This is a genomic window from Streptomyces sp. CB03238 (genome assembly GCF_002099185.1).
Taxonomy (GTDB): domain Bacteria; phylum Actinomycetota; class Actinomycetes; order Streptomycetales; family Streptomycetaceae; genus Streptomyces.
This window is the reverse complement of sequence record NZ_NBCN01000005.1, coordinates 346,506-372,527: the sequence shown is the minus strand read 5'-3', so window position 1 is coordinate 372,527 and position 26,022 is coordinate 346,506. Positions and strand designations below refer to the sequence as shown.

The 26,022-nt window shown below is 71.8% G+C and carries 24 protein-coding genes; 19 read left to right on the top strand and 5 right to left on the bottom strand.

What is annotated here, in order from left to right; translation table 11 throughout:
- Window positions 1–68 precede the first annotated feature (68 nt).
- Window positions 69–1,589, top strand: coding sequence for an APC family permease (locus tag BKD26_RS11245; RefSeq protein ID WP_084897691.1), 1,521 nt, complete (start codon window positions 69–71; stop codon window positions 1,587–1,589).
- An 11-nt stretch (window positions 1,590–1,600) separates the two neighbouring features.
- Window positions 1,601–3,226: an NAD(P)/FAD-dependent oxidoreductase gene (locus BKD26_RS11240; RefSeq protein WP_084897690.1), complete on the top strand. Its 1,626-nt coding sequence runs from the start codon at window positions 1,601–1,603 to the stop codon at window positions 3,224–3,226.
- A 3-nt stretch (window positions 3,227–3,229) separates the two neighbouring features.
- On the opposite strand, the gene BKD26_RS11235 is transcribed toward BKD26_RS11240, so the two are convergent.
- Window positions 3,230–3,613, bottom strand: a complete 384-nt coding sequence (locus BKD26_RS11235) for a VOC family protein (protein WP_084897689.1) — start codon at window positions 3,611–3,613, stop codon at window positions 3,230–3,232.
- 148 nt (window positions 3,614–3,761) lie between these two features.
- Window positions 3,762–5,564, bottom strand: a complete 1,803-nt coding sequence (locus BKD26_RS11230) for a glycoside hydrolase family 15 protein (RefSeq protein ID WP_084897688.1) — start codon at window positions 5,562–5,564, stop codon at window positions 3,762–3,764.
- A 589-nt stretch (window positions 5,565–6,153) separates the two neighbouring features.
- Here BKD26_RS11230 and BKD26_RS11225 point away from each other — a divergent pair.
- The 12 genes from BKD26_RS11225 to BKD26_RS11170 all read left to right on the top strand — a co-directional run bounded on the left by BKD26_RS11225 (window position 6,154) and on the right by BKD26_RS11170 (window position 20,012).
- Window positions 6,154–7,803 carry a CTP synthase gene (locus tag BKD26_RS11225; protein ID WP_084897687.1) on the top strand — a complete coding sequence of 550 codons (1,650 nt, stop codon included), beginning with the start codon at window positions 6,154–6,156 and terminating at the stop codon, window positions 7,801–7,803.
- A gap of 94 nt (window positions 7,804–7,897) precedes the next feature.
- Window positions 7,898–8,524: an NUDIX hydrolase gene (locus BKD26_RS11220; protein WP_084897686.1), complete on the top strand. Its 627-nt coding sequence runs from the start codon at window positions 7,898–7,900 to the stop codon at window positions 8,522–8,524.
- 531 nt (window positions 8,525–9,055) lie between these two features.
- Window positions 9,056–11,014: a tetratricopeptide repeat protein gene (locus tag BKD26_RS11215; RefSeq protein ID WP_241518604.1), complete on the top strand. Its 1,959-nt coding sequence runs from the start codon at window positions 9,056–9,058 to the stop codon at window positions 11,012–11,014.
- A 141-nt stretch (window positions 11,015–11,155) separates the two neighbouring features.
- Complete coding sequence (gene ald, locus BKD26_RS11210; RefSeq protein ID WP_084897732.1) at window positions 11,156–12,271, top strand: alanine dehydrogenase; 1,116 nt, start codon at window positions 11,156–11,158, stop codon at window positions 12,269–12,271.
- A 397-nt stretch (window positions 12,272–12,668) separates the two neighbouring features.
- A complete protein-coding gene (locus BKD26_RS11205) occupies window positions 12,669–13,805 on the top strand; it encodes a ParA family protein (protein WP_084897684.1) in 1,137 nt (378 codons plus the stop codon).
- The gene (locus BKD26_RS11200) at window positions 13,802–14,275 is read left to right on the top strand and encodes a hypothetical protein (RefSeq protein ID WP_084897683.1); all 474 of its coding nucleotides are present in this window, start codon (window positions 13,802–13,804) and stop codon (window positions 14,273–14,275) included. The genes BKD26_RS11205 and BKD26_RS11200 overlap by 4 nt, the downstream gene beginning before the upstream one ends.
- Before the next feature lie 50 nt (window positions 14,276–14,325).
- Window positions 14,326–15,570, top strand: a complete 1,245-nt coding sequence (locus BKD26_RS11195) for a ScpA family protein (protein ID WP_084897682.1) — start codon at window positions 14,326–14,328, stop codon at window positions 15,568–15,570.
- Window positions 15,567–16,151, top strand: a complete 585-nt coding sequence (scpB, locus tag BKD26_RS11190; protein WP_084897681.1) for an SMC-Scp complex subunit ScpB — start codon at window positions 15,567–15,569, stop codon at window positions 16,149–16,151. Before BKD26_RS11195 ends, scpB begins: the two co-directional genes overlap by 4 nt.
- Window positions 16,151–17,266: a pseudouridine synthase gene (locus BKD26_RS11185; RefSeq protein ID WP_084897680.1), complete on the top strand. Its 1,116-nt coding sequence runs from the start codon at window positions 16,151–16,153 to the stop codon at window positions 17,264–17,266. The genes scpB and BKD26_RS11185 overlap by 1 nt, the downstream gene beginning before the upstream one ends.
- Window positions 17,267–17,474: 208 nt before the next feature.
- Entirely contained in the window at window positions 17,475–18,218 is a 744-nt protein-coding gene (locus BKD26_RS11180) for an NUDIX domain-containing protein (RefSeq protein ID WP_084897679.1), read from the top strand.
- The gene (locus BKD26_RS11175) at window positions 18,215–19,237 is read left to right on the top strand and encodes an ADP-ribosylglycohydrolase family protein (RefSeq protein ID WP_084897678.1); all 1,023 of its coding nucleotides are present in this window, start codon (window positions 18,215–18,217) and stop codon (window positions 19,235–19,237) included. Before BKD26_RS11180 ends, BKD26_RS11175 begins: the two co-directional genes overlap by 4 nt.
- A 4-nt stretch (window positions 19,238–19,241) precedes the next feature.
- Window positions 19,242–20,012 (top strand): nucleotidyltransferase domain-containing protein, encoded by a 771-nt coding sequence (locus BKD26_RS11170; RefSeq protein WP_084897677.1) that lies wholly within the window; start codon window positions 19,242–19,244, stop codon window positions 20,010–20,012.
- Here the strand turns inward: BKD26_RS11170 and BKD26_RS11165 are convergent.
- Genes BKD26_RS11165 through BKD26_RS11155 form a run of 3 tightly spaced genes read right to left on the bottom strand, consistent with a single transcriptional unit; the run spans window position 19,929 to window position 21,514 of the window.
- Complete coding sequence (locus BKD26_RS11165) at window positions 19,929–20,684, bottom strand: nucleotidyltransferase domain-containing protein (protein WP_084897676.1); 756 nt, start codon at window positions 20,682–20,684, stop codon at window positions 19,929–19,931. The two genes, BKD26_RS11170 and BKD26_RS11165, sit on opposite strands and share 84 nt — an antisense overlap.
- 10 nt (window positions 20,685–20,694) lie before the next feature.
- Window positions 20,695–21,123 (bottom strand): Rieske (2Fe-2S) protein, encoded by a 429-nt coding sequence (locus tag BKD26_RS11160; protein WP_084897675.1) that lies wholly within the window; start codon window positions 21,121–21,123, stop codon window positions 20,695–20,697.
- Between the two features lie 52 nt (window positions 21,124–21,175).
- Window positions 21,176–21,514 (bottom strand): DUF952 domain-containing protein, encoded by a 339-nt coding sequence (locus BKD26_RS11155; protein ID WP_084897674.1) that lies wholly within the window; start codon window positions 21,512–21,514, stop codon window positions 21,176–21,178.
- 112 nt (window positions 21,515–21,626) lie between these two features.
- Between BKD26_RS11155 and aroH the strand changes: the two genes are divergently transcribed.
- The 5 genes from aroH (at window position 21,627) to der (ending at window position 26,014) form a co-directional block, all read left to right on the top strand.
- Window positions 21,627–21,989: a chorismate mutase gene (gene aroH / locus BKD26_RS11150; RefSeq protein WP_084897673.1), complete on the top strand. Its 363-nt coding sequence runs from the start codon at window positions 21,627–21,629 to the stop codon at window positions 21,987–21,989.
- Complete coding sequence (locus BKD26_RS11145; RefSeq protein WP_084897672.1) at window positions 21,986–23,071, top strand: prephenate dehydrogenase; 1,086 nt, start codon at window positions 21,986–21,988, stop codon at window positions 23,069–23,071. The genes aroH and BKD26_RS11145 overlap by 4 nt, the downstream gene beginning before the upstream one ends.
- A 133-nt stretch (window positions 23,072–23,204) precedes the next feature.
- Window positions 23,205–23,867 carry a (d)CMP kinase gene (gene cmk, locus BKD26_RS11140; RefSeq protein ID WP_084897731.1) on the top strand — a complete coding sequence of 221 codons (663 nt, stop codon included), beginning with the start codon at window positions 23,205–23,207 and terminating at the stop codon, window positions 23,865–23,867.
- Complete coding sequence (locus BKD26_RS11135) at window positions 23,864–24,508, top strand: lysophospholipid acyltransferase family protein (RefSeq protein ID WP_084897671.1); 645 nt, start codon at window positions 23,864–23,866, stop codon at window positions 24,506–24,508. The genes cmk and BKD26_RS11135 overlap by 4 nt, the downstream gene beginning before the upstream one ends.
- Before the next feature lie 57 nt (window positions 24,509–24,565).
- Window positions 24,566–26,014 carry a ribosome biogenesis GTPase Der gene (der, locus tag BKD26_RS11130; RefSeq protein ID WP_084897670.1) on the top strand — a complete coding sequence of 483 codons (1,449 nt, stop codon included), beginning with the start codon at window positions 24,566–24,568 and terminating at the stop codon, window positions 26,012–26,014.
- The last annotated feature ends 8 nt before the right edge of the window (window positions 26,015–26,022 follow it).

The following is a 26,022-nucleotide window of genomic DNA, read 5'->3' as shown; positions in this document are numbered from 1 at the left end:
CCGACGGGTCAATTGCGCGACCGCCTGTCGATTGTGGCGTACGTCACGCCGGAGGAGGGTGTTCCGCCATGGCAGACAATCCCACCCCAGCGAGCCCCCAGGTGCAGCGGCTCAAGGCGAACTCCGTCGGACTCGTCGGCGTCGTCTTCATGGCGGTCGCCACCGCCGCACCGATCACCGCGATGACCGGCAACCTCCCCATCGCGGTCGGCTTCGGCAACGGCACCGGCGCCCCGGCCGGCTACCTCTTCGCGACGCTCGTCCTCACCGTCTTCTCCGTCGGCTACGTCGCCATGGCGAAAAGGATCACCGCGGCCGGCGCCTTCTACGGCTACATCTCGCACGGCCTCGGCCGTATCGCCGGCATGGCCTCCGGCATGCTCGCGGTCCTCGCGTACATCGTCTTCGAGGCCTCGATCGTCGGCGTCTTCGCCTACTTCACCAAGACCACCGTCGCCGACCAGCTGGGCGTGGACCTGCCCTGGATCGTGTACGCGGCCGCGATGCTCGCGGTGACCGCCGTCCTCGCGTACTTCGACATCAACCTCACCGCCAAGGCGCTGGGCGTGATGCTGATCGCCGAGATCGCCGTGCTGTTCGCCGTCGCCACGGCGGTGCTGCTCAATGGCGGGGGCCCGGACGGCATACCCATGGAGCCGGTCAATCCCGCCAACGCCTTCACCGGCGCCTCCGCCGGCCTTGGCCTCTTCTTCGCCTTCTGGTCGTGGGTGGGCTTCGAGTCGACCGCGATGTACGGCGAGGAGTCCCGCGACCCCAAGCGCGTCATCCCGCGCGCCACCCTCATCTCCGTCGTCGGCGTCGGCCTCTTCTACATCTACGTGTCCTGGATGACCATCGCCGGCAACGGCCTCAAGGGCGCCGTCGAGGTGTCCGCGTCCGCGAGCCCGCTCGACCTGTTCTTCGACCCGACGCGGTCGTACATCGGCGCCTGGGCCGTGGACGCCTTCCAGTGGCTGCTGCTGACCGGCTCCTTCGCCTGCGGCATGGCCTTCCACCAGTGCGCCTCGCGCTACCTGTACGCCATCGGCCGTGAGGGCTTCCTGCACCCGGCGCTCGGCCGTACCCACGCCACGCACGGCTCGCCGTACATCGCCTCCTACGTCCAGAGCGCCATCGCCGTCGTCCTCGTCGGCGCCTTCTGGCTCACCGGCCAGGACCCGTACATCCACCTCTACACGCTGCTCGCGATCCTCGGCACCATGGCGATCCTGATCGTCCAGACCCTGTGCTCGTTCGCCGTCATCGGCTACTTCCGCAAGAACCACCCCGAGGACCGGCACTGGTTCACGACGTTCACCGCCCCGCTGCTCGGCGGCATCGGGATGACCGCGGTCGTCGTTCTGCTGGTGCTGAACATGGAGACCGCAGCGGGCCTCGCCGCCGACTCCCTCTTCTTCACCCTCATCCCGTGGATCGTCGGCGCCGTCTTCTTCGGCGGCCTCGGCCTCGGCTTCTACCTGAAGGCCAGACAGCCCGAGCGGTACGAGATCATCGGCCGGATCGTCCTCGAGGACGCGGCCGAGCGCGATGACCGCGCGGATGAAGACCACCAGCCCGCGACCGTCTGAGGAGCACCACCATGTCCCGTACGCCCCTGATGCGCGCCCTGCGCGACATCGCCGCCCACCGCGCCGCCGCGGAGAAGCTCCACATGCCGGTGGAAGCCGTCCGCGGCTCCAGCCGCCGCGACCTGCTCCGGCGCGCCGCCGCCCTCGGCCTCGCGGCCGGTGTCGGTACGGCGGTGGCGGCCCGGCCGACACCCGCCCGCGCGGCGGAAGCGGGCGGACCGCGCATCGCCGTCGTCGGCGCCGGCATCGCCGGTCTCACCGCCGCCCTCACCCTCAAGGACGCGGGCCTGAACTGCACGCTCTACGAGGCCGATCCCACCCGCGTCGGCGGCCGCATGTGGACGCAGCGCGGCCACTGGGCGTACGGCCAGATCTCCGAGATCGGCGGCGAGCTGATCGACACCAGCCACAAGAAGATCCAGGAGCTCTGTCGCCGCTTCGACCTGCCCCTGGAGGACTTCCTCGGCGGCGGGCCCAACGGCGCCGAGGAAGTCCTCTGGTTCGACGGCACCTACTACCCGCGCCACCAGGCCGACGAGGACTTCAAGGCCGTCTACCAGCTTCTCCACCGGGACCTCCAGGAAGCCGGCGAGGTGAAGTGGAACCAGAGCACGCCCGAGGGCACCGCCCTGGACACCATGTCGATATACGACTGGATCGAGAGCCGCGTCCCGGGCGGGCACTCCTCACCCCTCGGGCAGTTCATCGACGTCGCGTACAACGTCGAGTACGGAGCCGACACCACCGAGCAGTCGTCCCTCGCCCTCGTCCTGCTGATGGGCTATCAGACCAACCCGGGCCACTTCAACGTGTGGGGCCTGTCCAACGAGCGCTACCACATCACCGGCGGCAACGACCAGCTCCCGAACGCCATCGCCCGGTCACTGTCCGCCGGCACCCTCCGCATGGGCTGGTCCCTGACCGCCGTACGCGCGGGCGCCGACGGCACGCAGACGCTCACCTTCACCGAGGGCGGCGCCACCCGCACGGTCACCGCCGACCACACCATCCTGTGCGTCCCGCTGCCGGTCCTCCAGCGGCTCGACCTCACCCAGGCCGGCTTCGACCCGCTCATGAAGAACCTGCTGCGCGACGCGCGCATGGGCCACTGCACCAAGCTCAACATGCAGTGCGGCACCCGCCCCTGGCGCGGCACCGGACCGTGGCCGGGCGTCTCCGCCGGGGACTGCTTCACCGACACCGACGTCCAGCAGACCTGGGACACCACCAAGATCCAGCCCGGCACGGGCGGCATCCTCATCCAGTACAACGGCGGCCCCCTCGCCGAGAACCTCCGCCCCGCCGCCCCGTTCTCCACCGAGTCCGACCCGTACGTCCGCGATCTCGCCGCCCGCCGCCTGCGCGGGATCGACGCGTTCTTCCCCGGCACGTCCAAGGCCTGGAACGGCCGCGCCCAGCTCTCCGCCTGGCACCACAACCCGTACGCCCTCGGCGCCTACTCGTACTGGCCCGTCGGCTACCTGCACCGGTACGCCGGATACGAGGGCACCGCCCAGGGCCCGCAGGGCAGGATCCACATCGGCGGCGAGCACTGCAGTTACGACTTCCAGGGCTTCATGGAGGGCGGCGCGACCGAGGGTGAGCGCGCCGCCCGGGAGGTGATCACAGCCTTGTAGGAGTCACAAGGGCGTGAGCCGGGCGCGCAGGAGGCAGAACTCGTTGCCCTCGGGATCGGCCAGGACGTGCCGGCTCTCGGCGCCGGTCTGGCCGATGTCGACGGGCCGTGCGCCGAGTGCGAGCAGTCGTTCCAGCTCGGCGTCCTGGTCGCGGTCGGTGGCGTTGACGTCGATGTGCAGCGGGAGCTTTCCCGTCCGGGGGGCATTGGTGGGGCTGAGGACGAGGGTGGGCTGCGGGCCGCCGAAACCGGCGTCGGGCGGGCCGATCGCGATGCTTCCGTCGGCCTCCCGTTCGAGCTCGACGTAGCCGAGGACGTCGCTCCAGAACGCGGCCAGCCGGTCGGGGTCCACGGCGTCGATGACCAGTTCACTGATGCGGCATGCCATGGCCGTCACTTTACGAGACGACGTGACGGCCGTGGCTGCCGTGGACTGCCGGTGAAGGCCGGCAGCCGCCCGCGGCCACTGCCCGCCGCCTGCGTGGCGACGGCAGTGGTCAGCGCGGCCTGCGGAAAGCGGTCCTCGTCACCGCTTGTCAGCCGCCGTACGCGCCCGAGGCGGTCAGCCGCAGTGCCGTGTCGATCAGTGGCACGTGGCTGAACGCCTGCGGGAAGTTCCCGACCTGGCGCTGCAGGCGCGGATCCCACTCCTCCGCCAGCAGCCCCAGGTCGTTCCGCAGTCCGAGCAGCTTCTCGAAGAGCTTGCGCGCCTCGTCGACCCGGCCGATCATCGCCAGGTCGTCGGCCATCCAGAACGAGCAGGCCAAAAACGCGCCCTCGTCGCCCGGCAGGCCGTCCACGCCCTCGTCCGCGCCCTCGGTGGGGTAGCGGAGGATGAAGCCGTCCTCCGTGGACAGCTCCCGCTGGATCGCCTCGATCGTGCCGATCACCCGCTTGTCGTCCGGCGGCAGGAAGCCCACCTGCGGGATCAGCAGCAGCGAGGCGTCCAGCTCCTTCGAGCCGTACGACTGCGTGAACGTGTTGCGCTCCGGGTCGTAGCCCTTCTCGCACACGTCCCGGTGGATCGTCTCGCGCAGGTCGCGCCACTTCTCCAGCGGCCCGTCCGCGTCCCCCGACTCGATCAGCTTGATCGTCCGGTCGACCGCGACCCACGCCATCACCTTGGAGTGCACGAAGTGGCGGCGCGGCCCGCGCACCTCCCAGATGCCCTCGTCCGGCTGGTCCCAGTGATCCTCCAGGTACCGGATCAGCTTCAGCTGGAGCAGCGAGGCGTAGTCGTTGCGCGACAGGCCCGTCATGTGCGCCAGGTGCAGGGCCTCGGTGACCTCGCCGTACACATCGAGCTGGAGCTGGTTCGCCGCGCCGTTGCCGACCCGGACCGGGGCGGAGTTCTCGTACCCCGGCAGCCAGTCCAGCTCGGCCTCGCCGAGCTCGCGCTCGCCCGCGATGCCGTACATGATCTGCAGGTTCTCCGGGTCGCCGGCGACCGCGCGCAGCAGCCACTCGCGCCAGGCGCGGGCCTCCTCGCGGTAGCCGGTGCGCAGCAGCGAGGAGAGGGTGATCGCCGCGTCCCGCAGCCAGGTGTAGCGGTAGTCCCAGTTCCGTACGCCGCCGATGTCCTCCGGCAGGGAGGTGGTGGGCGCGGCGACGATGCCGCCCGTCGGGGCGTACGTCAGCGCCTTCAGCGTGATCAGCGAGCGGACCACGGCCTCGCGGTAGGGCCCGCGGTAGGTGCAGTGGTCGACCCACTCGCGCCAGAACTCCGAGGTGGCCTCCAGCGCACCCAGCGGGTCCGCCAGCGGCGGCTCCGGGTGGTGCGAGGGCTGCCAGCTGATGGTGAAGGCGACCCGGTCGCCCTCCTTGATGGTGAAGTCCGAGTACGTGGTGAGGTCCTCGCCGTGCGTCTCCACGTCGGTGTCCAGCCAGACCGAGTCGGGCCCGGCGACGGCGACCGTACGGTTGTCCACCTTGTGCACCCAGGGCACCACACGCCCGTAGGAGAACCGCATCCGCAGCGCGGACCGCATCCGCACCCGGCCGCTGACGCCCTCCACGATCCGCACCAGCTGCGGGGCGCCGTCGCGCGGCGGCATGAAATCGGTCACGCGGACCGTGCCGCGCGGCGTGTCCCAGTCGGATTCGAGGATCAGCGAGTCACCGACGTACCGGCGCCGGTCGGCGGCGGGCGGCTCGGCGTCATCGGCGTGCGCCGGCCCGATCCGCCAGAAACCGTGCTCCTCGGTACCGAGAAGTCCTGCGAAGACGGCATGCGAATCGAAGCGCGGGAGGCACAGCCAGTCGGCCGTACCGTCCCGGCAGACCAGGGCGGCGGTCTGCATGTCTCCGATGAGTGCGTAGTCCTCGATGCGCCCGGCCACGTGCAATCTCCAGTCGAACGGCAACGTTCGCCCCGCGGGGCGCTTACTGGGGTCAGGGTCAAGGATCGCCGACGAGCACGATGTTCCCGGTGACGGGCGGGGGTGGTGCCGTTATGAGGGCCTGGCTCGGCAGCGAGTGTCCGAGCAGGATACGACGCGCTCCGGCCCTCTGTGTGATCGTCCTGGTAGAGCTGTTGAGCAGAACGGGTGACCGGCTACCGCGCGTACGAAACCCCGCGGCGGGGTGTGATGCGGTGCGTGTCCGGGCGTGCGCGCACCGTAGGTGGGGCGGACGCGTGGGCACGGGCCTTGTGCGCGTGCCGGGGCGGTTCCGGCGCGGTGGCGCGCGGGAGCGGCCGTGGGCCGGGGCGCGCCGTCCCCCGGCCCCTCCCCGCCCCGGCACGCGCGTGGCCGGAAGCGGGCGTGCCGCGTCGCTGATACCCTGGTAGCCCGTGGACCGGTGGGCGCCGCACCTCGAATCGGCGGCCCCCGAACCGCAGCGACGGCACCCCCGGAACTCCCCGGAATCCTCCGGACCGGACGCCGGTACGCACCTCCAGACCGCGACCACGGGAGCCCCCTCTTGGCCATGCCGCCCAAATCCACGACGACCAAGCACATCTTCGTCACCGGGGGTGTCGCGTCCTCCCTCGGCAAGGGCCTGACCGCCTCCAGCCTGGGTGCGCTCCTCAAGGCCCGGGGCCTTCGGGTCACGATGCAGAAGCTCGACCCCTACCTCAACGTCGACCCGGGCACGATGAACCCGTTCCAGCACGGTGAGGTGTTCGTCACCAACGACGGCGCCGAGACCGACCTGGACATCGGCCACTACGAGCGGTTCCTCGACGTCGACCTCGACGGCTCGGCCAACGTCACCACCGGCCAGGTCTACTCGACCGTCATCGCCAAGGAGCGCCGCGGCGAGTACCTCGGCGACACCGTCCAGGTCATCCCGCACATCACCAACGAGATCAAGCACCGCATCCGCCGCATGGCGACCGGCGACGTCGACGTCGTGATCACGGAGGTCGGCGGCACGGTCGGCGACATCGAGTCGCTGCCGTTCCTGGAGACCGTCCGTCAGGTCCGCCACGAGGTCGGCCGGGACAACGTCTTCGTCGTGCACATCTCGCTGCTGCCGTACATCGGCCCGTCCGGCGAGCTGAAGACCAAGCCGACCCAGCACAGCGTGGCGGCCCTCCGGAACATCGGTATCCAGCCGGACGCGATCGTGCTGCGCGCCGACCGTGACGTACCGACCGCGATCAAGCGCAAGATCTCGCTGATGTGCGACGTCGACGAGGCGGCCGTCGTCGCGGCCATCGACGCCAAGTCGATCTACGACATCCCGAAGGTGCTGCACACCGAGGGCCTCGACGCGTACGTCGTGCGCAAGCTGGACCTGCCGTTCCGCGACGTCGACTGGACCGTCTGGGAGGACCTGCTGGACCGGGTCCACAACCCCGACCACGAGGTCACGGTCGCGCTGGTCGGCAAGTACATCGACCTGCCCGACGCGTACCTGTCCGTGACCGAGGCCATGCGCGCCGGCGGCTTCGCCAACAAGGCCCGCGTCAAGGTCAAGTGGGTCACGTCCGACGACTGCAAGACGCAGGTGGGCGCGGCCAAGCAGCTCGGTGACGTCGACGCGATCGTCATCCCCGGCGGCTTCGGCGAGCGCGGCGTCAACGGCAAGGTCGGCGCCATCCAGTACGCCCGCGAGAACAAGATCCCGCTGCTGGGCCTGTGCCTGGGTCTCCAGTGCATCGTGGTCGAGGCCGCGCGGAACCTCGCCGGCATCGCCGACGCCAACTCCACCGAGTTCGACCCGGCCACCTCCCACCCCGTCATCTCGACGATGGAGGAGCAGCTGGCGTACGTCGAGGGCGCGGGCGACCTGGGCGGAACGATGCGCCTGGGCCTGTACCCGGCGAAGCTCGCCGAGGGCTCGATCGTCCGCGAGGTCTACGGCGACCAGCCGTACGTCGACGAGCGGCACCGGCACCGCTACGAGGTCAACAACGCGTACCGCGCGGAGCTGGAGAAGAAGGCGGGCATCTTCTTCTCCGGCACGTCCCCGGACAACAAGCTCGTGGAGTACGTGGAGTACCCGCGCGAGGTGCACCCCTACCTGGTCGCCACCCAGGCGCACCCGGAGCTGCGCTCCCGCCCGACCCGGCCGCACCCGCTCTTCGCGGGCCTGGTGAAGGCCGCTGTGGAGCGCAAGACGGGCAAGTGACGCGCTAGCGATACGGTTGACCGGGGTACGGGCCTGATCAGGGCACGTGCCCCGGTTTTCTGTGTACGTGTGGGTACGAGGGAGGACGTCTTTCATGACCATCAAGGACACGCCCGAGGAGTGGCAGGTCACCGCGACCGCCCTGCCCTTCCAGGGCAACAAGACGAGTGTCCGTACCGACGACGTGGTCATGCCGGACGGGACCGTCGTACGCCGGGACTACCAGGTCCACCCCGGCTCGGTCGCGGTCCTCGCCCTCGACGACGAGGACCGGGTCCTCGTCCTGCGCCAGTACCGCCACCCGGTGCGGCACAAGCTCTGGGAGATCCCGGCCGGCCTGCTGGACGTGCCCGGCGAGAACCCGCTGAGCGCGGCGGTGCGCGAGCTGTACGAGGAGGCGCACGTCAAGGCCGAGACGTGGAATGTCCTCACGGACGTGTACACCACGCCGGGCGGCTGCGACGAAGCCGTACGCATCTTTCTGGCGCGCGGCCTGTCGGCGGCGGAGGGTGAGCGCTTCGAGGTCGCGGAGGAGGAGGCCGACATGGAACTCGCCCGGGTGCCGCTCGACGAGCTGGTACGGGGCGTCCTGGCGGGCGAGCTCCACAACAACTGCCTGGTGGTGGGCGTCCTCTCGGTCCTCGCCGCCCGCGCGGCCGACGGCCTCGACGCCCTCCGCCCCGCCGAAGCCCCCTGGCCGGCCCGCCCCTTCGAGGCGTAGCCCCCGAGGGGGCCGTGGGCGGGGCCCGGCGCTCGGCGTGGTCGCGGTTGCCTTGGCCGGCTCCGCGGCGGGAGTGCGCCCGGGCGCGGCGGCGGGAGGCGGTGGCCGGGGACGCCGTGGCCGGGCGCGGTGGGCCCGGCGTGGGCGTGCGCATGGGGGGATTCGAGCGCGGTGCTCCGGACACCGGGGCCCGGGTGTGGGCCCTGCGGTGCGGTGGCCCGCCGTGAGGGCACCGACGTGGTGGTCCCGGTGGCTGTGTGGACGACGTCCGGCAGGGGGTCGGCCATGAGACCGATGGTGTGACGATCGGCTGATCCGATTGAGGGACCCGGCGGTCGTGCTCCGCGAGGTGGGTACCGGTGGCTGAACTACGCTCGGATCGCCCGCCTGGGTATCCGGCGGGATCAGCACGTGCGCAGGCGGACGGGAGCGTGGCCCGTGACGGATCAGGCGGTGGACTTCGGCGGCGCGGGCGGTGCGGACCGGTCCGGTGCGCGGACCGGGGACCCGCGCCGTCGGTTCTTCGGGCGGGTGCGCGAGCTCAAGGAGCTGCGCGCCGACATCGCCCGTGCCGGGCTCGACACGCTCGCCGGGCGGCCCTCACCGCGCGCCCGGGTGCTGCTGATCGCCGGGCGGCCGGGCAGCGGGCGGACCGCGCTCGCCGAGGAACTGGTCGGCGACCTCGCCCGTGGCTACCGCGACGGCGTCCTGCGGGCCCGGCTGACCGAGCCCGGCGGCGAGCCGGTGCCGATCGAGCGGATCGCCCGCGGGCTGCTCGACCGCCTCGCCATCCCCGCACCCGCCGGGGCGGGCGAGGACGAGCTGACCCAGCTGCTGCGGGACACCTTCGCCGAACGCCGCGCCCTGCTCCTCCTCGACGACGCCGCGAACGCCGAGCAGGTCGACGCGCTGCTCCCCGACAACCCCGCCTGCCTCGTCGTGTGCGTCGCCCAGGGCCCGCTCACCGGCGTCCCCGACGTGCGGCCCTGCACGGTCGGCGGACTGGACGCCAAGTCCGCCATCGAACTGCTCGACAGTTTCACCGGCTCCGTACGGATCACGGTCGACCCGCAGGCCGCCGAGACGCTCACCGAGCTGTGCGGCGGCCAGCCCGCCGCCCTCGTGCTGGTCGGCGGCTGGCTCGCCGCCCGCCCCATGTCGTCCGTCGCCGACCTCACCAAGCGGCTGCGCGCCCTGCCCGACGAGCCCGACCGCCCCGTCGCCGCCCGCCCGCTGGCCCGCGCCTTCCGCCTGGCCTACGAGGCGCTCCCCGCCCCCGCCGCGCGGATGCTGCGCCTGCTCGCCCTCGCCCCGGTCGGCATCGCCGACGCCCACACCGCCTCCGCCCTGGCCGGCTGCTCGGTGTCGGCCGCCCGGTCCACGCTGGAGAGCTTCGTGGCCTTCGGGCTCGTCCACCAGGCGGAGGACGAGCAGTACGAGGTGCCCGGCTGCCTCCTGCCGCTGCTGCGGGAGCGGCTGGAAGCCGAGGACCGGCCCGCCGAGGTGCAGCTGGCCCGCGCGAGGATGCTGGAGCGGACCGTACGGCTGCTGCACTCCTGCCGCGCGGTCACCGAGCCGGAGGGCTCGCCCGCGCGCCGCAAGCTCGCCGGGCTGCCCCGCGCGCTGCGCTTCCCGACCCGCGAGGCCGCCGCCGCGTGGCTGCGCACCCGGCAGCCCGCGCTGCTGGCCGCCGCACGGGTCGCCGTCTCCGACGGGGACCTCGACACCCTCGCCCGGCGCCTGGTCGCCGCCCTCGTCCGGGCGCTCGCCGCGCACCGGGGCGCCGAGGAGGCCGCGCCCGAGCTGTACGGGCTGCACCGGCTGGTGCTGGACGTCGCCGAGCGCCGCGGGCTGCACCGCGAGCGGGCCGCCGCCCTGCTGAACCTCGCCGACCTGGACGCCCGGACCGGCCGTACGGCCGACGCGCTGGCCCGTTACCGGGCCGCTCTGGACGCCGGAAGGCTCGCGAACGACCCGTACGCGATCAGCCGCGCGATGGAATCCGTAGGCGGTGCCTACCAGGAGCTGGGGGACTGGCAGCGGGCCGCCGACTGGTACGGGCGGGCCCTGTCCCAGCGGCTCGCGCGCGACGAGCGGGCGGACCAGGCGCGGCTGTACGGCAGGCTCGGTGCCGTACACACCTATGAGGGCCGGTACGGCGAGGCCTTGCGGAACTGGCGCGCCGCCGCGGCCGGATATCGCCGCCTCGGCGATCTCGCGGGCCACGCACGGGCGTTGAGCGAGGCGGCCCGCGTCCAGGAGTACGCCGGGCGGCCGCAGGAGTGCCTGCGTACCTGCGAGGAGGCCGTGGAGTGGGCGCGCCGGGCCAAGGACGTGCGGCTTCTCGCGGCGCTCCAGCTGCGGCTGGCGGACACGCTCGACCGGCTCGGTGACCCCGCCGCGGCCCGGCTGCACCGTGCCGCAGCTGATCAACTGCTGGGAACCGCAGACTCCGCCTACGAAATCCGCAGTGCTTCAGCCAAAGATTAAATCTTTGCAAGGCTAGACAACGGTGGCGCCTTCAATAGACTGGGTGAGCCGCGATTGACTGCGGTGTATCCCGGTGCGTCCAGTGCATCCGGGTATGTATTGCATTGCCCCGTACCCCCAAAGCCAAGGACCGTGATCGACGTGAAGGTCGGCATCCCCCGCGAGGTCAAGAACAACGAGTTCCGGGTGGCCATCACCCCCGCCGGTGTGCACGAGCTCGTGCGCAACGGTCACCAGGTCTTCATCGAGCAGAACGCCGGTGTCGGCTCCTCGATCACGGACGACGAGTACGTCGCCGCCGGCGCGCAGATCCTGCCGACCGCCGACGAGGTGTGGGCCACCGCGGACCTGCTGCTGAAGGTCAAGGAGCCCATCGCGGAGGAGTACCACCGCCTCCGCAAGGACCAGACCCTCTTCACCTACCTGCACCTCGCCGCCTCCCGCGAGTGCACGGACGCCCTGATCGAGTCCGGCACCACCGCCATCGCGTACGAGACGGTCGAGACCGCGAACCGCGCCCTGCCGCTGCTCGCCCCGATGTCCGAGGTCGCGGGCCGCCTCGCCCCCCAGGTCGGCGCCTACCACCTGATGCGCTCGGCCGGCGGCCGCGGCGTCCTGCCGGGCGGTGTCCCGGGCACCCACGCCGGCGAGGCCGTCGTCATCGGCGGTGGCGTCTCCGGCTGGAACGCCACCCAGATCGCCGTCGGCATGGGCTTCCACGTGACCCTGCTCGACCGTGACATCAACAAGCTGCGCGAGGCCGACAAGATCTTCGGTACGAAGGTCAAGACGGTCGTCTCCAACGCCTTCGAGCTCGAGAAGGCCGTCACCGAGGCCGACCTCGTCATCGGTGCCGTCCTCATCCCGGGCGCCAAGGCCCCGAAGCTGGTCACCAACGAGCTCGTCGCCAAGATGAAGCCCGGAAGTGTCCTTGTCGACATCGCGATCGACCAGGGCGGCTGCTTCGAGGACTCCCGTCCGACCACGCACGCCGAGCCGACGTTCACCGTCCACAACTCGGTCTTCTACTGCGTCGCCAACATGCCGGGCGCGGTGCCGAACACCTCCACGTACGCGCTGACCAACGCCACGCTGCCGTACATCGTGTCGCTGGCCAACAACGGCTGGGTCGAGGCGCTGCGCCGTGACGCCGCGCTCGCCAAGGGCCTCAACACGCATGACGGCAAGGTCGTCTACAGGGAGGTCGCCGAGGCCCACGACCTGGAGCACGTCGAACTGAGCTCGCTCATCGGCTGATTCGCCGTAGGGGCGCCCGGCCGTCAACGGGCGCCGTCAATATCACGCATCCGGCCGGACCTTGCTCGACGAGGTCCGGCCGGATGCGTGTCCGGCCATGCCCCGACGCCGGTTCAAGTCGCCTCGAACGTAACCCTTTAACCGTTTCGCACACCCACGAAACGTGTGGATGGATGGCCGTGCGCCCTTGACAGCGAGGTGTTCCGTTGCCGACACATCGGCTCGCGTCCGGGCGATTGTGTTGCTGCGGAGCGGTGACACGCCATAGAGTCGCAAACCGTCGGCATGGTGCCACGCTGACCTATCGATAAGTTTCCTGGTCACGTCCAAGGAGGTAAGACGACTTGTGAATGAGTCGACATTTACTCCCGGGGGTGGTCAGCCAGGAACGTCCGCAATGTCCGCGACGTCCGCGGCGAGCCTGGTTCCGTCCTCCGGGATCGAGGCTGTCGGCTCCGTCGCTGTCCGCACCTTCGCGACGCACCAGCACATGACGACAGCCCACACGATGAAGATGATGGACGGCCAACACGTGAACGCCATGGCCGGCAACGAGAGTGGCCGAGAGTCCACCCACTTCGCCGCCTACGACGAAGTCCCCGAGGGGCACTTCTACGACCCTGACGCCGAGTACGAGCCCGACCCGGAGTACGCGGCCACCCTCGCCCCGGACGCTGCCCGCCAGCGCCGCGAGCGGATCGGCCCCACCGGACGGCCCCTGCCGTACTTCCCGATCCCCGGACCGCTGACCGACCACGGTCCCGCGAAGATCATCGCGATGTGCAACCAGAAGGGCGGCGTGGGCAAGACGACGTCGACCATCAACCTGGGCGCCGCGCTCGCGGAGTACGGACGGCGGGTCCTGCTCGTCGACTTCGACCCGCAGGGAGCCCTGTCGGTCGGTCTCGGCGTGAACCCGATGGAGCTCGACCTCACCGTCTACAACCTGCTCATGGAGCGGGGCATGTCGGCGGACGAGGTCCTGCTGAAGACCGCCGTGCCCAACATGGACCTGCTGCCCAGCAATATCGATTTGTCAGCCGCCGAAGTGCAGTTGGTGAGCGAGGTCGCGCGCGAGTCCACGCTGCAGCGGGCGCTCAAGCCGCTGCTGAACGACTACGACTACATCGTGATCGACTGTCAGCCCTCGCTCGGTCTGCTGACCGTGAACGCGCTGACGGCCGCTCACAAGGTGATAGTGCCGCTGGAATGCGAGTTCTTCGCGCTGCGTGGCGTCGCGCTGCTGACCGAGACCATCGAGAAGGTCCAGGAGCGGCTCAACCCGGAGCTGGAGCTCGACGGCATCCTCGCCACGATGTACGACTCGCGCACGGTGCACAGCCGTGAGGTGCTCGCCCGTGTCGTCGAGGCCTTCGACGACCACGTGTACCACACGGTGATCGGCCGGACCGTGCGCTTCCCGGAGACCACGGTCGCGGGTGAGCCGATCACCACGTACGCCTCGAACTCGGTCGGTGCGGCCGCCTACCGCCAGCTCGCCAGGGAGGTGCTCGCCCGGTGTCACGCCGAGTGAGTCTGCCCGGTGCCGACGAGCTGTTCCGTACGACAGGGGGCATGGCGCTGCAGTCCTCCACGCCGCGCCGTCAGAACGGTGAGCCGCGGGTGCCGGCGCCGGCGGGCGAGAGCGACCCGTCGGCCCCGGCCTCGGCGCCCGAGGAGCACTCGGCCGCCGAGGCGGACGCGGCGGAGCCCCGCAGCCGCGAGGCGGAGTCGGCCCCCGCGAAGCCGGCTCCGGCGCGGCGCCGCGGCCGCGCGGCGAACCGGCGGCCGAGTGGGCGCGAACGCCACGACGAGAAGATCACGGTGTACGTCTCCGCCGAGGAGCTCATGGACCTGGAGCACGCGCGCCTGGTCCTGCGCGGCGAGCACGGCCTGGCCGTCGACCGCGGGCGGATCGTCCGCGAGGCGGTCGCCGTGGTGCTGGCCGACCTGGAGTCGCGGGGCGACGCGAGCATCCTCGTGCGGCGCCTGCGCGGGCGCTGACGGTAGCCTGCGCGGGCCGCCGCCCGTTTCCGCTTCGCCTCAGGACCAGGATGCCCCCGACCGACGCTCCCACCCCGCGCCGCCGCGCCCTGGGCCGCGGCCCGGGAGCCCCCCGGCCGCAGGCCCCGCCCCCGGCACCCCCCACACTGCCGGACAGCCCCCAGGCCGAGCCCCCGGCCCCCGGGCCGGCGGCCCCCACCCCCGAGCGGGTGGGCTCCGTCCGGACGGCCGACGCCCCCGAGCCGGTGGGCACGACCCCGGCGGGCTCCGCCCCGGCGGGCGCCACGCCCGAGCCGGCGGGCTCCGCCCCCGAGCGGGTGGGCTCCGTCCGGACGGACGACGCCCCTGAGCGCGCCCCCGAGCCAGCGGGCTCCGCCCCGGCGGCTCCTGCCGCGGCGGTACCGCTCGGGGATGCGGCGGTAGGCGACACCGCGCATGCCACGCTGGTCGCGTTCCCCGAAGCAGCGGCCTCCGCCGCGCCGGAAGGTGCCCGTCGTCCGGCGGAATCCGTAGGCGACGGGCGGTTCACCGTGCGGTTGCGGAACTTCGAGGGGCCGTTCGACCTGCTGCTGCAGCTGATCTCGAAGCACAAGCTGGACGTCACCGAGGTCGCCCTGTCCAAGGTCACGGACGAATTCATGGCGCACATCCGCGCCATGGGGCCCGACTGGGACCTGGACCAGACGACGGAGTTCCTCGTCGTCGCGGCGACGCTGCTCGATCTCAAGGCCGCCCGGCTGCTGCCCGCCGCCGAGGTGGAGGACGAGGCGGACCTCGCGCTGCTGGAGGCGCGGGACCTGCTGTTCGCGCGGCTGCTGCAGTACCGCGCGTACAAGCAAATCGCGGAGATCTTCAGCGCGCGGCTGGAGAGCGAGGGGCGCCGGTATCCCCGTACCGTCGGGCTGGAGCCGCACCACGCCGAGCTGCTGCCCGACGTCGTGATCAGCATCGGCGCCGAGGGGTTCGCCAAGCTGGCCGTCAAGGCCATGCAGCCCAGGGCCAAGCCGCAGGTGTACGTCGACCACATCCACGCCCCGCTGGTCAGCGTCCGCGAGCAGGCCGAGGTGGTGATCGCCCGGCTGAGGGAGCGGGGCGAGGTGAGCTTCCGGGAGCTGGCCGAGGACGCCCCGGACACGCTCACCGTCGTCGCCCGGTTCCTGGCGCTGCTGGAGCTGTACCGGGAGAAGGCCGTCGCCCTGGACCAGGAGGAGGCTCTCGGGGAGCTCACGGTGCGGTGGACGGGCGTCGCGGAGGGCGTCGAGGTGACGGACGAGTTCGACCAGGAGGAGACATGATGGAGCTGAAGCCGGCCCTGGAGGCCGTCCTCATGGTCGTCGACGAGCCGGCCACCGAGGAGCACCTCGCCAAGGTGCTGGACCGGCCCCGTCGGGAGGTCGCCGACGCGCTGCGCGAGCTGGCCGACGAGTACGACGTACAGCGGCGGGGGTTCGAGCTGCGGCTGGTCGCGGGGGGATGGCGGTTCTACACCCGGGCCGAGTACGCGGACGCCGTGGAGAGCTTCGTGCTGGACGGCCAGCAGGCCCGGCTCACCCAGGCCGCCCTGGAGACCCTCGCGGTCGTCGCGTACCGCCAGCCGGTGAGCCGGTCGAGGGTTTCCGCGGTACGCGGAGTGAACTGCGACGGCGTCATGCGCACCCTCCTCCAGCGGGGTCTCGTCGAGGAGGCGGGCACGGAACCCGAAACAGGTGCGATCCTGTACAGGACGACGAACTACTTCCTGGAGCGGATGGGCCTGCGCGGCCTGGACGAGCTCCCCGAGCTCGCGCCCTTCCTCCCCGAGGCGGACGCGATCGAGGCAGAGACGCAGGAAGGGCTCCCGTCGTTCGATCCAGACGACGACAAGACGGAACTTTGATGCGAAGCAGCAGCGGCAGGAACAGCAGCGGAAACAACGGCGGGAGCCGTGGTGGCAACAGCGGCGGCCGCGGCAGCAGCGGCGGCCGCGGCAATTACCGGGGCGCCGGTAACAGCCGCGATGACCGGAGCAAGGGCGCGAGCAACCCGCGCCGCCCCCGCCCCGAGGAGCGCAGCTACGACGTGGGCGCCCCCGGCGAGGGTGCGCCCAAGCGGGGGCGCGGCGCGGCGGCCCGTGGCGGCGCCAAGGGCGGCCCCCGCCAGTCCCCCCAGCGCGGCGGCGGCCGCACGACCCCGGCGCGTCCGCGTGAGCTGGACGCCCGGATCGAGGAGCGCAACCGGGAGCGGTACGCGAACAAGCCGCAGGTCAAGTCCCCCAAGACGTTCGGGGACCAGGAGGGCGAGCGTCTGCAGAAGGTACTGGCCAGGGCCGGTATGGGTTCGCGTCGTGCCTGCGAGGAGCTGATCGACGCCGGCCGGGTCGAGGTCAACGGCAAGATCGTGATCGAGCAGGGCACGCGCGTCGACCCCGAACAGGACGAGATCAAGGTCGACGGCCTGACCGTGGCCACCCAGTCGTACCTGTTCTTCGCGCTGAACAAGCCCGCCGGTGTCGTCTCGACGATGGAGGACCCGGACGGCCGCCAGTGCCTCGGCGACTACGTCACCAACCGTGAGACGCGGCTCTTCCACGTCGGACGGCTCGACACCGAGACCGAGGGCATCATCCTGCTCACCAACCACGGTGAGCTGGCCCACCGCCTCACGCACCCCAAGTACGGCGTGAAGAAGACCTACCTGGCCGCCATCACGGGCCCGCTCCCTCGCGAGGTGGGCAAGCGGCTCAAGGAGGGCATCCAGCTGGAGGACGGCTACGCCCGCGCCGACCACTTCCGGGTGGTCGAGCAGACCGGCAAGAACTACCTGGTCGAGGTGCAGCTGCACGAGGGCCGCAAGCACATCGTGCGCCGCATGCTCGCCGAGGCGGGCTTCCCGGTGGAGAAGCTGGTGCGGACCGCGTTCGGTCCGATCCAGCTCGGCGACCAGAAGTCGGGCTGGCTGCGCCGCCTGACGAACACCGAGGTCGGCATGCTGATGAAGGAAGTCGGGCTGTAACAGCCCGTATCGGTACGAAAGCCCGTGGCCTGCGGAAGGCCGCGGGCTTTCGTGCTTGTGGGGCGCCCTCGACCGCCTTTATAGTCAAGGTGACTTTTAAGGAGGCGGCGTTGAGACTCCCCATCACCCTTGCCGCGTACGGCCGGTGGACCTGGACCCACGGGGGTGGACCAGGCTCCGACGCCTGCGCGGTGGGGGTGATGCGGGTATGAGCGAGCAGCGCGAGCCGCGTCCCGACGGCTACGACCCGTACGCCTTCGAGCCGTTCGCCGTCACCGTCGACCTGGCCGTCTTCACCGTCCGCGACGACAAGCTCCAGGTCCTGCTCGTCCGGCGCGGACAGGAGCCCTACAAGGGCTGCTGGGCCCTGCCCGGGGGCTTCGTGCTGCCCCGCGAGTCCGCCGGACAGGCCGCCCGCCGCGAGCTCGCCGAGGAGACCGGCCTGACCGACGCCACCGCCGCCCGCCTCCACCTGGAACAGCTGCGCACCTACAGCGACCCCGACCGCGACCCCCGGATGCGGGTCGTCTCCGTCGCGTACACCGCCCTCGTACCGGACCTGCCCGAGCCGCGCGGCGGCGGGGACGCCGCGCACGCCCAGTGGCTGCCCTACGGGTCGTACGGGCCCCTCGCCTTCGACCACGACACGATCCTCGCCGACGCGCACGAGCGCGTGGGCGCCAAGCTCGAGTACACCTGCCTGGCCACCGCCTTCTGCCCGCCCGAGTTCACCCTCGGCGAGCTGCGGCAGGTGTACGAGACGGTGTGGGGCGTCGAGCTCGACCGCCCCAACTTCCGGCGCAAGGTCCTCACCACGCCCGGCTTCGTCCAGGCCGTGGAAGGACCGCCGCGCCTGACCGGCGGACGGGGGAAACCGGCCGCTCTGTACCGGGCGGGGCAGGCCACGGCCCTGCACCCGCCACTGCTGCGACCGGAAGGAAGGCAGGAATGATCACCGCCAGGACCACCACCAAGCAGGCGGCCACCGGCTCGCTCATCGGGCTCGCCCTCGGCGACGCGCTGGGCTTCCCGACCGAGTTCAACGACGTACCGTCCATCCTCGCGAAATGCGGCCCCTGGCGGGAGATGGCCCTGCCGAAGCCCGCCGTCGTCACGGACGACACCCAGATGACCCTCGCGGTCGCCCGTGCCGTCCGGGCCGCGCTCGCCCGCGGCGCGCTCTCCCCGCAGACGCTCACCCGCCCGCTGCGCGACGAGTTCGTCGCCTGGTACCACTCGCCGGAGAACAACCGGGCACCCGGCCACACCTGCCTGGCCGCCTGCGAGAAGCTCGACGGCGACCGGCCCTGGCAGGAGGCCAGCCAGATCGGCTCCAAGGGCTGCGGCGCCAATATGCGGGTCGCGCCGGTCGGCCTCGTACCGGGACTGAGCCAGGAGCAGCGCGCCGGCGCCGCCCAGCTCCAGGCCGCGCTCACCCACGGCCACCCCACCGCGCTGGCCGCCTCCGACCTCACCGCCCAGGCGGTGTACCTGCTGTCGCGGGGCGCCGAGCCGCTCGGCCTGGTCGGGCAACTGCGCTCGTACGCGTACGAGAACCGCTCCCGCTACCACCAGCAGTGGCTCGGCGACCTGTGGACCTACTCCCATGACGCGGCTCCGGCGCAGTTCATCGAGCGTGGGTGGGACGAGTGCCTGGACGCCCTCAAGACGCTGGAGTCCGCGCTGCGCAGGGCCGACCCGGAGACCGACCCCTGCCTGCTGACGGGCGAGGGCTGGATCGCCGAGGAGGCGCTCACCAGCGCGCTGCTCTGCTTCCTCCTCTTCCCCGAAGAGCCGCTCACGGCCATCCGCCGCGCCGCCTGCACCAAGGGCGACTCCGACTCCATCGCCTGCCTCGCGGGCGCCTTCGCGGGGGCCCATCTGGGCGCCGGGGCCTGGCCGAAGGAGTGGGCGGACCGCATCGAGTACGGAAGTGAGCTGCTGACGCTGGGGGCGCTCTGGGACGCTTAGACCCATGACCGAACTCCTGGCCCTCCCCGACCTGGCCTCCGTCGTCGCCGAACAGCCCGATCCGCTGCTCTTCGCCACCATCTCCGGCGCGCACCTGTACGGCTTCCCGTCCCGCGACTCGGACGTGGACGTGCGCGGCGTGCACCTGCTGCCGGTGGACGCGCTGATCGGGCTGCGCGAGCCCGAGGAGACCAGGTCCCGCATGTGGGAACGGGACGGGGTCGAGATGGACCTCGTCACGCACGACCTGCGCAAGTTCGTACGGCTCATGCTCCGGCGCAACGGCTACGTACTCGAACAGCTGCTGTCCCCGTTGGTCGCCCACACCACCGACACCCACGCGGAGCTGGCCGCCCTCGCGCCGGGTGTGCTCACCACACACCATGCCCACCACTACCGTGGGTTCGCCGCCACTCAGTGGCGGCTGTTCGAGAAGAGCGGGGAACTCAAGCCGCTGCTCTACACCTTCCGGGTGCTGCTCACCGGCATCCACCTGATGCGTACGGGCGAGGTGGTTGCCCACCTGCCGACGCTGCTCGGGTCCGTGCCGGCGCCGGAGTACGTGGCCGAGCTCATCGCGGCGAAGGCGGACGCCGAGCACGGGGCGGCCACGGGCGTGGACGTGGAGCGGGTACGGGCGGACGTCGAGGCGCTGCACACCGTCCTGGACGAGGCGCAGGCGGCCTCCGCGCTACCGGACGCCCCCGCCCCCGCCGCGTACGACGCCCTGCACGACTTCGTCGTACGGGCCCGCCTGGAGGGCTCGGAGCGCTGACGCCCGGCGCGTACGGAACAGGAAGTCCTCGACCGCCCGCCGGTCCGGCTCCGGCGGGAGCGGCGAGCGGGGAGCCGCCTCGTCGGCCTCGCCGGCGAGGCGGGCCATCCACGACTCGACCTCTCGCCACGGCACCTCGCCCCGCTTGACCGCCAGCAGCCGTTCGCGGTCGTCGCCCACGTCGATCGTCAGCTCTCCCGTGCGCAGCAGGTCGCGGCAGGACGCCAGCAGGCGCAGCAGGTGCATGGCGTGCTTCCAGCGGGGCGCGCCGTGCGTGCGGACGTCGGCGTCGAGTTTCTTGCGCTGTGCGGTCGCGTACTGCGCGAACGTCTCGTGGGTCTGGCGGGAGAGGAACGCGGCGCGTAGCGCGAGCAGTTCGCGGCCGGTGTCGTCGACGTACTCGACGAGCGGGGAGTGCAGGCACTCCAGGATGTTGGGGTTGGCGCGCAGGGCCAGCTCGCAGAACCGCTCCAGCTCCCAGCTGAACTGCTCGTCCGCCGGGCCCTCTATGTGCGTGGGCGGCTTGTCGAAACGCCACTGGAGCGGGGTGGGTGCGAGGAACACACCTCGGCGGTCGGTGTCGCTGCCGTCCGTGGCCAGCCCAAAGGCGCGCGACCCCATGACGCAGGAGTAGATCGTGTGGTCGCGCACCAGTTCGTCAGGGGTTGGCATAGGCCAGACATTACGTCAGGCGGATGCTGTCCCCCGTCACGGTGATCCGCTCGGCCGGCAGCGGCCTGGTCGCCGGGCCCCGCGCGACCGAGCCGTCCGCGATCCGGAACCGGCTGCCGTGACAGGCGCAGTTGATCGTGCCGTCCTCCACCGTGGCGACGAGGCAGGCCTGGTGGGTGCAGACCGCGGAGAAGGCCGTGAACTCGCCCTCCTGCGGCTGCGTCACCACGACCTTCCGGTCCTTGAAGATCCGGCCTCCGCCGGCCGGGATGTCGGCCGTCCTGGCCAGCTCGGGCGCGGGGCCGGTGGGGCTGGTAGGGCTGGTGGCGGTGGCCGGCGGGGCGGCTCCGTTGCCGTCGCCGCAGCCCCCGACCAGCGCGGCGGTGGCGGACGCGGCGGCCGCGAGGACGGTACGGCGGGGGGTGGGGGTCGATGTCATGGGCCGCATCCTCGCGCCGTACGCCCCCGGGACGAAGCAACCGCGCTGCCGCTTACACCCAGGGGGCGAGCCCCGTGACGCGGCCGGCCGCATCACGCCGGATCTCCCGCACGCCCACGACGGCGGCGCGGTCGACCGGACCGTACACATGCGGGAAGAGCCGGTCGCCCGAACCCTCCCAGCGCACCTCCGCGGTCAGCAGGGCCTCGTCGAGCATCAGCAGCAGCAACGGGCCCGGAACGTCCCGGTAGTGGGCGGCGGCGACGGCCAAGGCCGTGTCCTCGTCGGGGGAGCAGTGCACGAAACCCTCAGTGGCGAGGGAGGCCGGCCGGTAGGGCACCTCCGGGTCGGGGGCGGACCACTCGGCGGCCGGTGCGATGTGAAGCAGCATGCGGACAGTCTCACCCGCCCGTCTGCATGCCGGACACATCCGGCGCGGACGCCCACGCTGACTAGGCTGAACATCAGCACGCGCGCACGCGGCACAGGCGAAGGAGCAGGACGTGGCGGTACGAGCGGTCCGAGGGGCCGTCCAGCTGGAGCGGGACGACGCCGGGCACATGCGGGACCAGGTCGGCGAGCTGCTCACCGCCGTACTGGAGCGCAACGGCCTGACGGCCGACGACCTGATCAGCGTCTGGTTCACCGCGACGCCCGACCTGCACAGCGAATTCCCGGCCGTAGCGGCGCGCGAGCTCGGCATCGTGGACGTCCCGCTGATCTGCGCGCAGGAGCTGGACATCGCCGGTGCGATGCCGCGCGTCGTGCGCCTCCTCGCGCACGTCGAGACCGACCTCCCCAAGTCCGCCGTCGCGCACGTCTACCTCGGCGCCGCGGCCGCCCTCCGCAAGGACATCGCCCAGTGAGAACCGCCGTCGTCATCGGAACCGGACTGATCGGCACCTCGGCCGCCCTCGCGCTGGCCGGGCGCGGCATCAGCGTCCACCTCGTCGACCACGACCCCGCCCGGGCCCGTACCGCCGCCGCGCGGGGCGCGGGCACCGTGGAGCCGCCCGAGGGGCCGGTCGACCTCGCGATCGTCGCCGTACCGCCGGCGTACGTCGCCGCCACCCTCGCCGACGCGATGCACGGCGGGATCGCCCGCGGCTACCTGGACGTGGCCAGCGTCAAGGGAGGACCCAAGCGGGAGCTGGAGGCGATGGGCCTCGACCTCTCCGCGTACATCGGTACGCACCCGATGTCCGGCAAGGAACGCTCGGGTCCGCTGGCCGCGACGGCCGACCTGTTCGAGGGCCGCCCGTGGGTGCTGACCCCCACCCGGGACACCGACACCGAGGTGCTCAACCTCGCCCTGGAGCTGGTGGCCCTGTGCCGGGCGGTCCCGGTCGTCATGGACGCCGACGCCCACGACCGGGCGGTCGCGTTGGTCTCGCACACCCCGCAGCTGGTGTCGTCGATGGTCGCCGCGCGGCTGGCGGACGCCGACGAGACGGCGGTACGGCTCTGCGGGCAGGGCATCCGCGACGTCACCCGCATCGCGGCCTCCGACCCGCGCATGTGGGTCGAGATCCTGTCGGCCAACCCCGGCCCGGTCGCGGACGTCCTCGCCGGGGTGGCCGCCGACCTGGACGAGACGGTCCGGGCGCTGCGGTCCCTGCAGTCCGCCGACGACGACAAGCGCCGCGACGGCGCCACGGGCGTCGAGGACGTGCTGCGCCGCGGCAACGCGGGCCGCGCCCGCGTCCCCGGCAAGCACGGCGGCGGCCCGGTCGCGTACGAGACGGTCGCCGTCCTCCTCAGCGACCAGCCCGGCGAACTCGCCCGCATCTTCGCGGACGCCGGCCGGGCGGGCGTCAATGTCGAGGACGTCCGCATCGAACACGCCACGGGCCAGCAGGCGGGTCTCATCCAGCTGATGGTCGAGCCCGCCTCGGCCCCGGTCCTGGCGGCGGCCCTCCGGGAAAGGGGCTGGGCACTGCGGCAGTAGGCCCGTCCCTGAGGGTGTAGCCCGAATGGGTGCAAGGGGTGGGGCCCGCAGTCGGTAACCTTGTGCCGGGCCCCTTGGCAACCGGCCGGCCCTCACCCCGCGTACCAGGAAGGTGTCCGACACCGTGGAATCCGTGATCGTCGCCATCGACGGGCCCTCCGGCACGGGCAAGTCGAGCACCTCCAAGGCGGTCGCCGCCAAGCTGGGGCTCAGCTACCTGGACACCGGCGCGCAGTACCGGGCGATCACCTGGTGGATGATCACCAACGGCGTGGACGTCGACGACGCCGACGCCGTGGCCTCCGCGGCCGGCAAGCCCGCCATCGTCTCCGGCACCGACCCGTCCCACCCGACGATCACCGTCGACGGCGTGGACGCCTCGGGCCCCATCCGTACGCAGGACGTCACCTCCAAGGTCAGCGCCGTCAGCGCCGTGCCCGAGGTGCGCGCCCTGATCACCGACCTGCAGCGGTCCATCGCCGCGAGCGCCGAGCAGGGCATCGTCGTGGAGGGGCGGGACATCGGTACGACCGTCCTGCCCGACGCCGACCTGAAGATCTTCCTCACCGCGTCCCCCGAGGCCCGTGCCGCCCGCCGCTCCGGCGAGCTCAAGGGCACCGACGTCCACACCACCCGCGAGGCCCTCATCAAGCGGGACGCGGCCGACTCCAGCCGCAAGACGTCCCCGCTCGCCAAGGCGGACGACGCCGTCGAGGTCGACACCACCGACCTCACCCTCCAGCAGGTCATCGAGTGCGTCGTCACGCTCATCGAGGAGAAGCGGGCCGCCAAGTGACCCCAGCCTCGGAGAAGGGCGCCGCGGTCGGCCGGGGCATCGGCATCGGGCTGATGTACGGGCTGTGGAAGCCGCGCGTCCTCGGCGCCTGGCGCGTCCCGGCCTCCGGCCCCGTGATCTTCGCCGTCAACCACGCGCACAACCTCGACGGCCCCATGCTGATGGGCACCGCGCCCCGGCCCGTGCACTTCCTGATCAAGAAGGAGGCCTTCAAGGGGCCTCTCGGGCCGTTCCTGGAAGGAATCGGGCAGCTGAAGGTGGACCGCGGCGCACCCGACCGCACCGCCATCACCGGCGCCCTGGACGTGCTGGCGAACGGCGGCGTCCTCGGCATCTTCCCGGAGGGTACGAGGGGCGAGGGCGACTTCGCCTCGCTCCGCGCCGGCCTCGCGTACTTCGCCCTCCGCAGCGGTGCCCGGATCGTCCCGGTCGCCGTCCTGGGAAGCACCGAGCGCCGCGGACGGTTGATAAAGGCGCTGCCCCCGCTGCGCAGCCGCGTCGACGTCGTCTTCGGTGACGCCTTCGAGGCGGGGGACGGCTCCGGACGCCGCACCCGCACGGCGCTGGACGACGCCACCGTACGCATCCAGGAGCGGCTCACCGCCCACCTGGAAAACGCCAGGCGCCTCACCGGGCGCTGAGCGAGACTTGAGTAGCGGATCAGTCGATCCGCCGATGATGAACGAGGAACGGACTTCATGAACGACCAGCACGACCACGGGGCACTCGGCGACACCGAGTACACGGAGTTCATGGAGCTCGCCGCCGAAGAGGGCTTCGACATCGAGGATGTCGAAGGCGCGATCGAGGAGGCCGGGCACGGCCCGCTCCCCGTCCTCGCCGTCGTCGGCCGGCCGAATGTCGGCAAGTCGACCCTCGTGAACCGCATCATCGGCCGCCGCGAGGCCGTCGTCGAGGACAAGCCCGGCGTCACCCGCGACCGTGTCACCTACGAGGCCGAGTGGGCCGGCCGCCGCTTCAAGGTCGTCGACACCGGCGGCTGGGAGCAGGACGTCCTCGGCATCGACGCCTCCGTCGCCGCCCAGGCCGAGTACGCCATCGAGGCCGCCGACGCCGTCGTCTTCGTCGTGGACGCCACCGTCGGCGCCACCGACACCGACGAGGCCGTCGTCAAGCTGCTGCGCCGGGCCGGCAAGCCCGTCGTCCTCGCCGCCAACAAGGTCGACGGCCCCTCCGCCGAGGCCGACGCCGCCATGCTCTGGTCGCTGGGCCTCGGCGAGCCGTTCCCGGTTTCCGCCCTCCACGGCCGCGGCACCGGCGACCTCCTCGACGAGGTGCTGAAGGCCCTGCCCGAGGCCCCGGAGCAGACCTTCGGCACCGCCGTCGGCGGCCCGCGCCGCATCGCGCTCATCGGCCGCCCCAACGTCGGCAAGTCGTCCCTGCTCAACAAGGTCGCGGGCGAGGAGCGCGTCGTCGTCAACGAGATGGCCGGCACCACCCGTGACCCGGTCGACGAGCTCATCGAACTCGGCGGCACCACCTGGAAGTTCGTCGACACCGCCGGTATCCGCAAGAAGGTCCACCTCCAGGAGGGCGCGGACTACTACGCCTCGCTGCGTACCGCGGCCGCCGTCGAGAAGGCGGAGGTGGCCGTCGTCCTGATCGACACCACCGAGTCCATCTCGGTCCAGGACCAGCGGATCATCACCATGGCCGTCGAGGCGGGCCGCGCGCTGGTCATCGCGTACAACAAGTGGGACGAGCTCGACGAGGAGCGCCGCTACTACCTGGAGCGCGAGATCGAGACGGAGATGCAGCAGGTGGCCTGGGCCCCGCGCGTCAACGTCTCCGCCCGCACCGGCCGCCACATGGACAGGCTCGTCCCCGCCATCGAGACGGCGCTGGCCGGCTGGGAGACCCGTGTCCCCACCGGGCGGCTGAACGCCTTCCTCGGCGAGCTGGTCGCGGCCCATCCGCACCCCATCCGGGGCGGCAAGCAGCCGCGCATCCTGTTCGGTACGCAGGCGGGCACCAAGCCGCCGCGGTTCGTGCTGTTCGCGTCGGGCTTCCTGGAGCACGGCTACCGGCGGTTCGTCGAGCGCCGGCTGCGCGAGGAGTTCGGCTTCGAGGGCACCCCGATCCACATCTCGGTGCGGGTGCGCGAGAAGCGCGGCCGCAAGAAGTGACGCGCTCG

Excerpts from the sequence above, each read along its gene's own strand:
- BKD26_RS11245 (WP_084897691.1), top strand. The coding sequence starts at position 69 with ATGGCAGACAATCCCACCCCAGCGAGCCCCCAGGTGCAGCGGCTCAAG.
- BKD26_RS11240 (WP_084897690.1), top strand. The coding sequence starts at position 1,601 with ATGTCCCGTACGCCCCTGATGCGCGCCCTGCGCGACATCGCCGCCCAC.
- BKD26_RS11235 (WP_084897689.1), bottom strand. The coding sequence starts at position 3,613 with ATGGCATGCCGCATCAGTGAACTGGTCATCGACGCCGTGGACCCCGAC.
- BKD26_RS11225 (WP_084897687.1), top strand. The coding sequence starts at position 6,154 with ATGCCGCCCAAATCCACGACGACCAAGCACATCTTCGTCACCGGGGGT.
- BKD26_RS11220 (WP_084897686.1), top strand. The coding sequence starts at position 7,898 with ATGACCATCAAGGACACGCCCGAGGAGTGGCAGGTCACCGCGACCGCC.
- BKD26_RS11205 (WP_084897684.1), top strand. The coding sequence starts at position 12,669 with ATGTCCGCGACGTCCGCGGCGAGCCTGGTTCCGTCCTCCGGGATCGAG.
- BKD26_RS11195 (WP_084897682.1), top strand. The coding sequence starts at position 14,326 with ATGCCCCCGACCGACGCTCCCACCCCGCGCCGCCGCGCCCTGGGCCGC.
- scpB (WP_084897681.1), top strand. The coding sequence starts at position 15,567 with ATGATGGAGCTGAAGCCGGCCCTGGAGGCCGTCCTCATGGTCGTCGAC.
- BKD26_RS11185 (WP_084897680.1), top strand. The coding sequence starts at position 16,151 with ATGCGAAGCAGCAGCGGCAGGAACAGCAGCGGAAACAACGGCGGGAGC.
- BKD26_RS11180 (WP_084897679.1), top strand. The coding sequence starts at position 17,475 with ATGAGCGAGCAGCGCGAGCCGCGTCCCGACGGCTACGACCCGTACGCC.
- BKD26_RS11175 (WP_084897678.1), top strand. The coding sequence starts at position 18,215 with ATGATCACCGCCAGGACCACCACCAAGCAGGCGGCCACCGGCTCGCTC.
- BKD26_RS11170 (WP_084897677.1), top strand. The coding sequence starts at position 19,242 with ATGACCGAACTCCTGGCCCTCCCCGACCTGGCCTCCGTCGTCGCCGAA.
- BKD26_RS11165 (WP_084897676.1), bottom strand. The coding sequence starts at position 20,684 with ATGCCAACCCCTGACGAACTGGTGCGCGACCACACGATCTACTCCTGC.
- BKD26_RS11160 (WP_084897675.1), bottom strand. The coding sequence starts at position 21,123 with ATGACATCGACCCCCACCCCCCGCCGTACCGTCCTCGCGGCCGCCGCG.
- BKD26_RS11155 (WP_084897674.1), bottom strand. The coding sequence starts at position 21,514 with ATGCTGCTTCACATCGCACCGGCCGCCGAGTGGTCCGCCCCCGACCCG.
- der (WP_084897670.1), top strand. The coding sequence starts at position 24,566 with ATGAACGACCAGCACGACCACGGGGCACTCGGCGACACCGAGTACACG.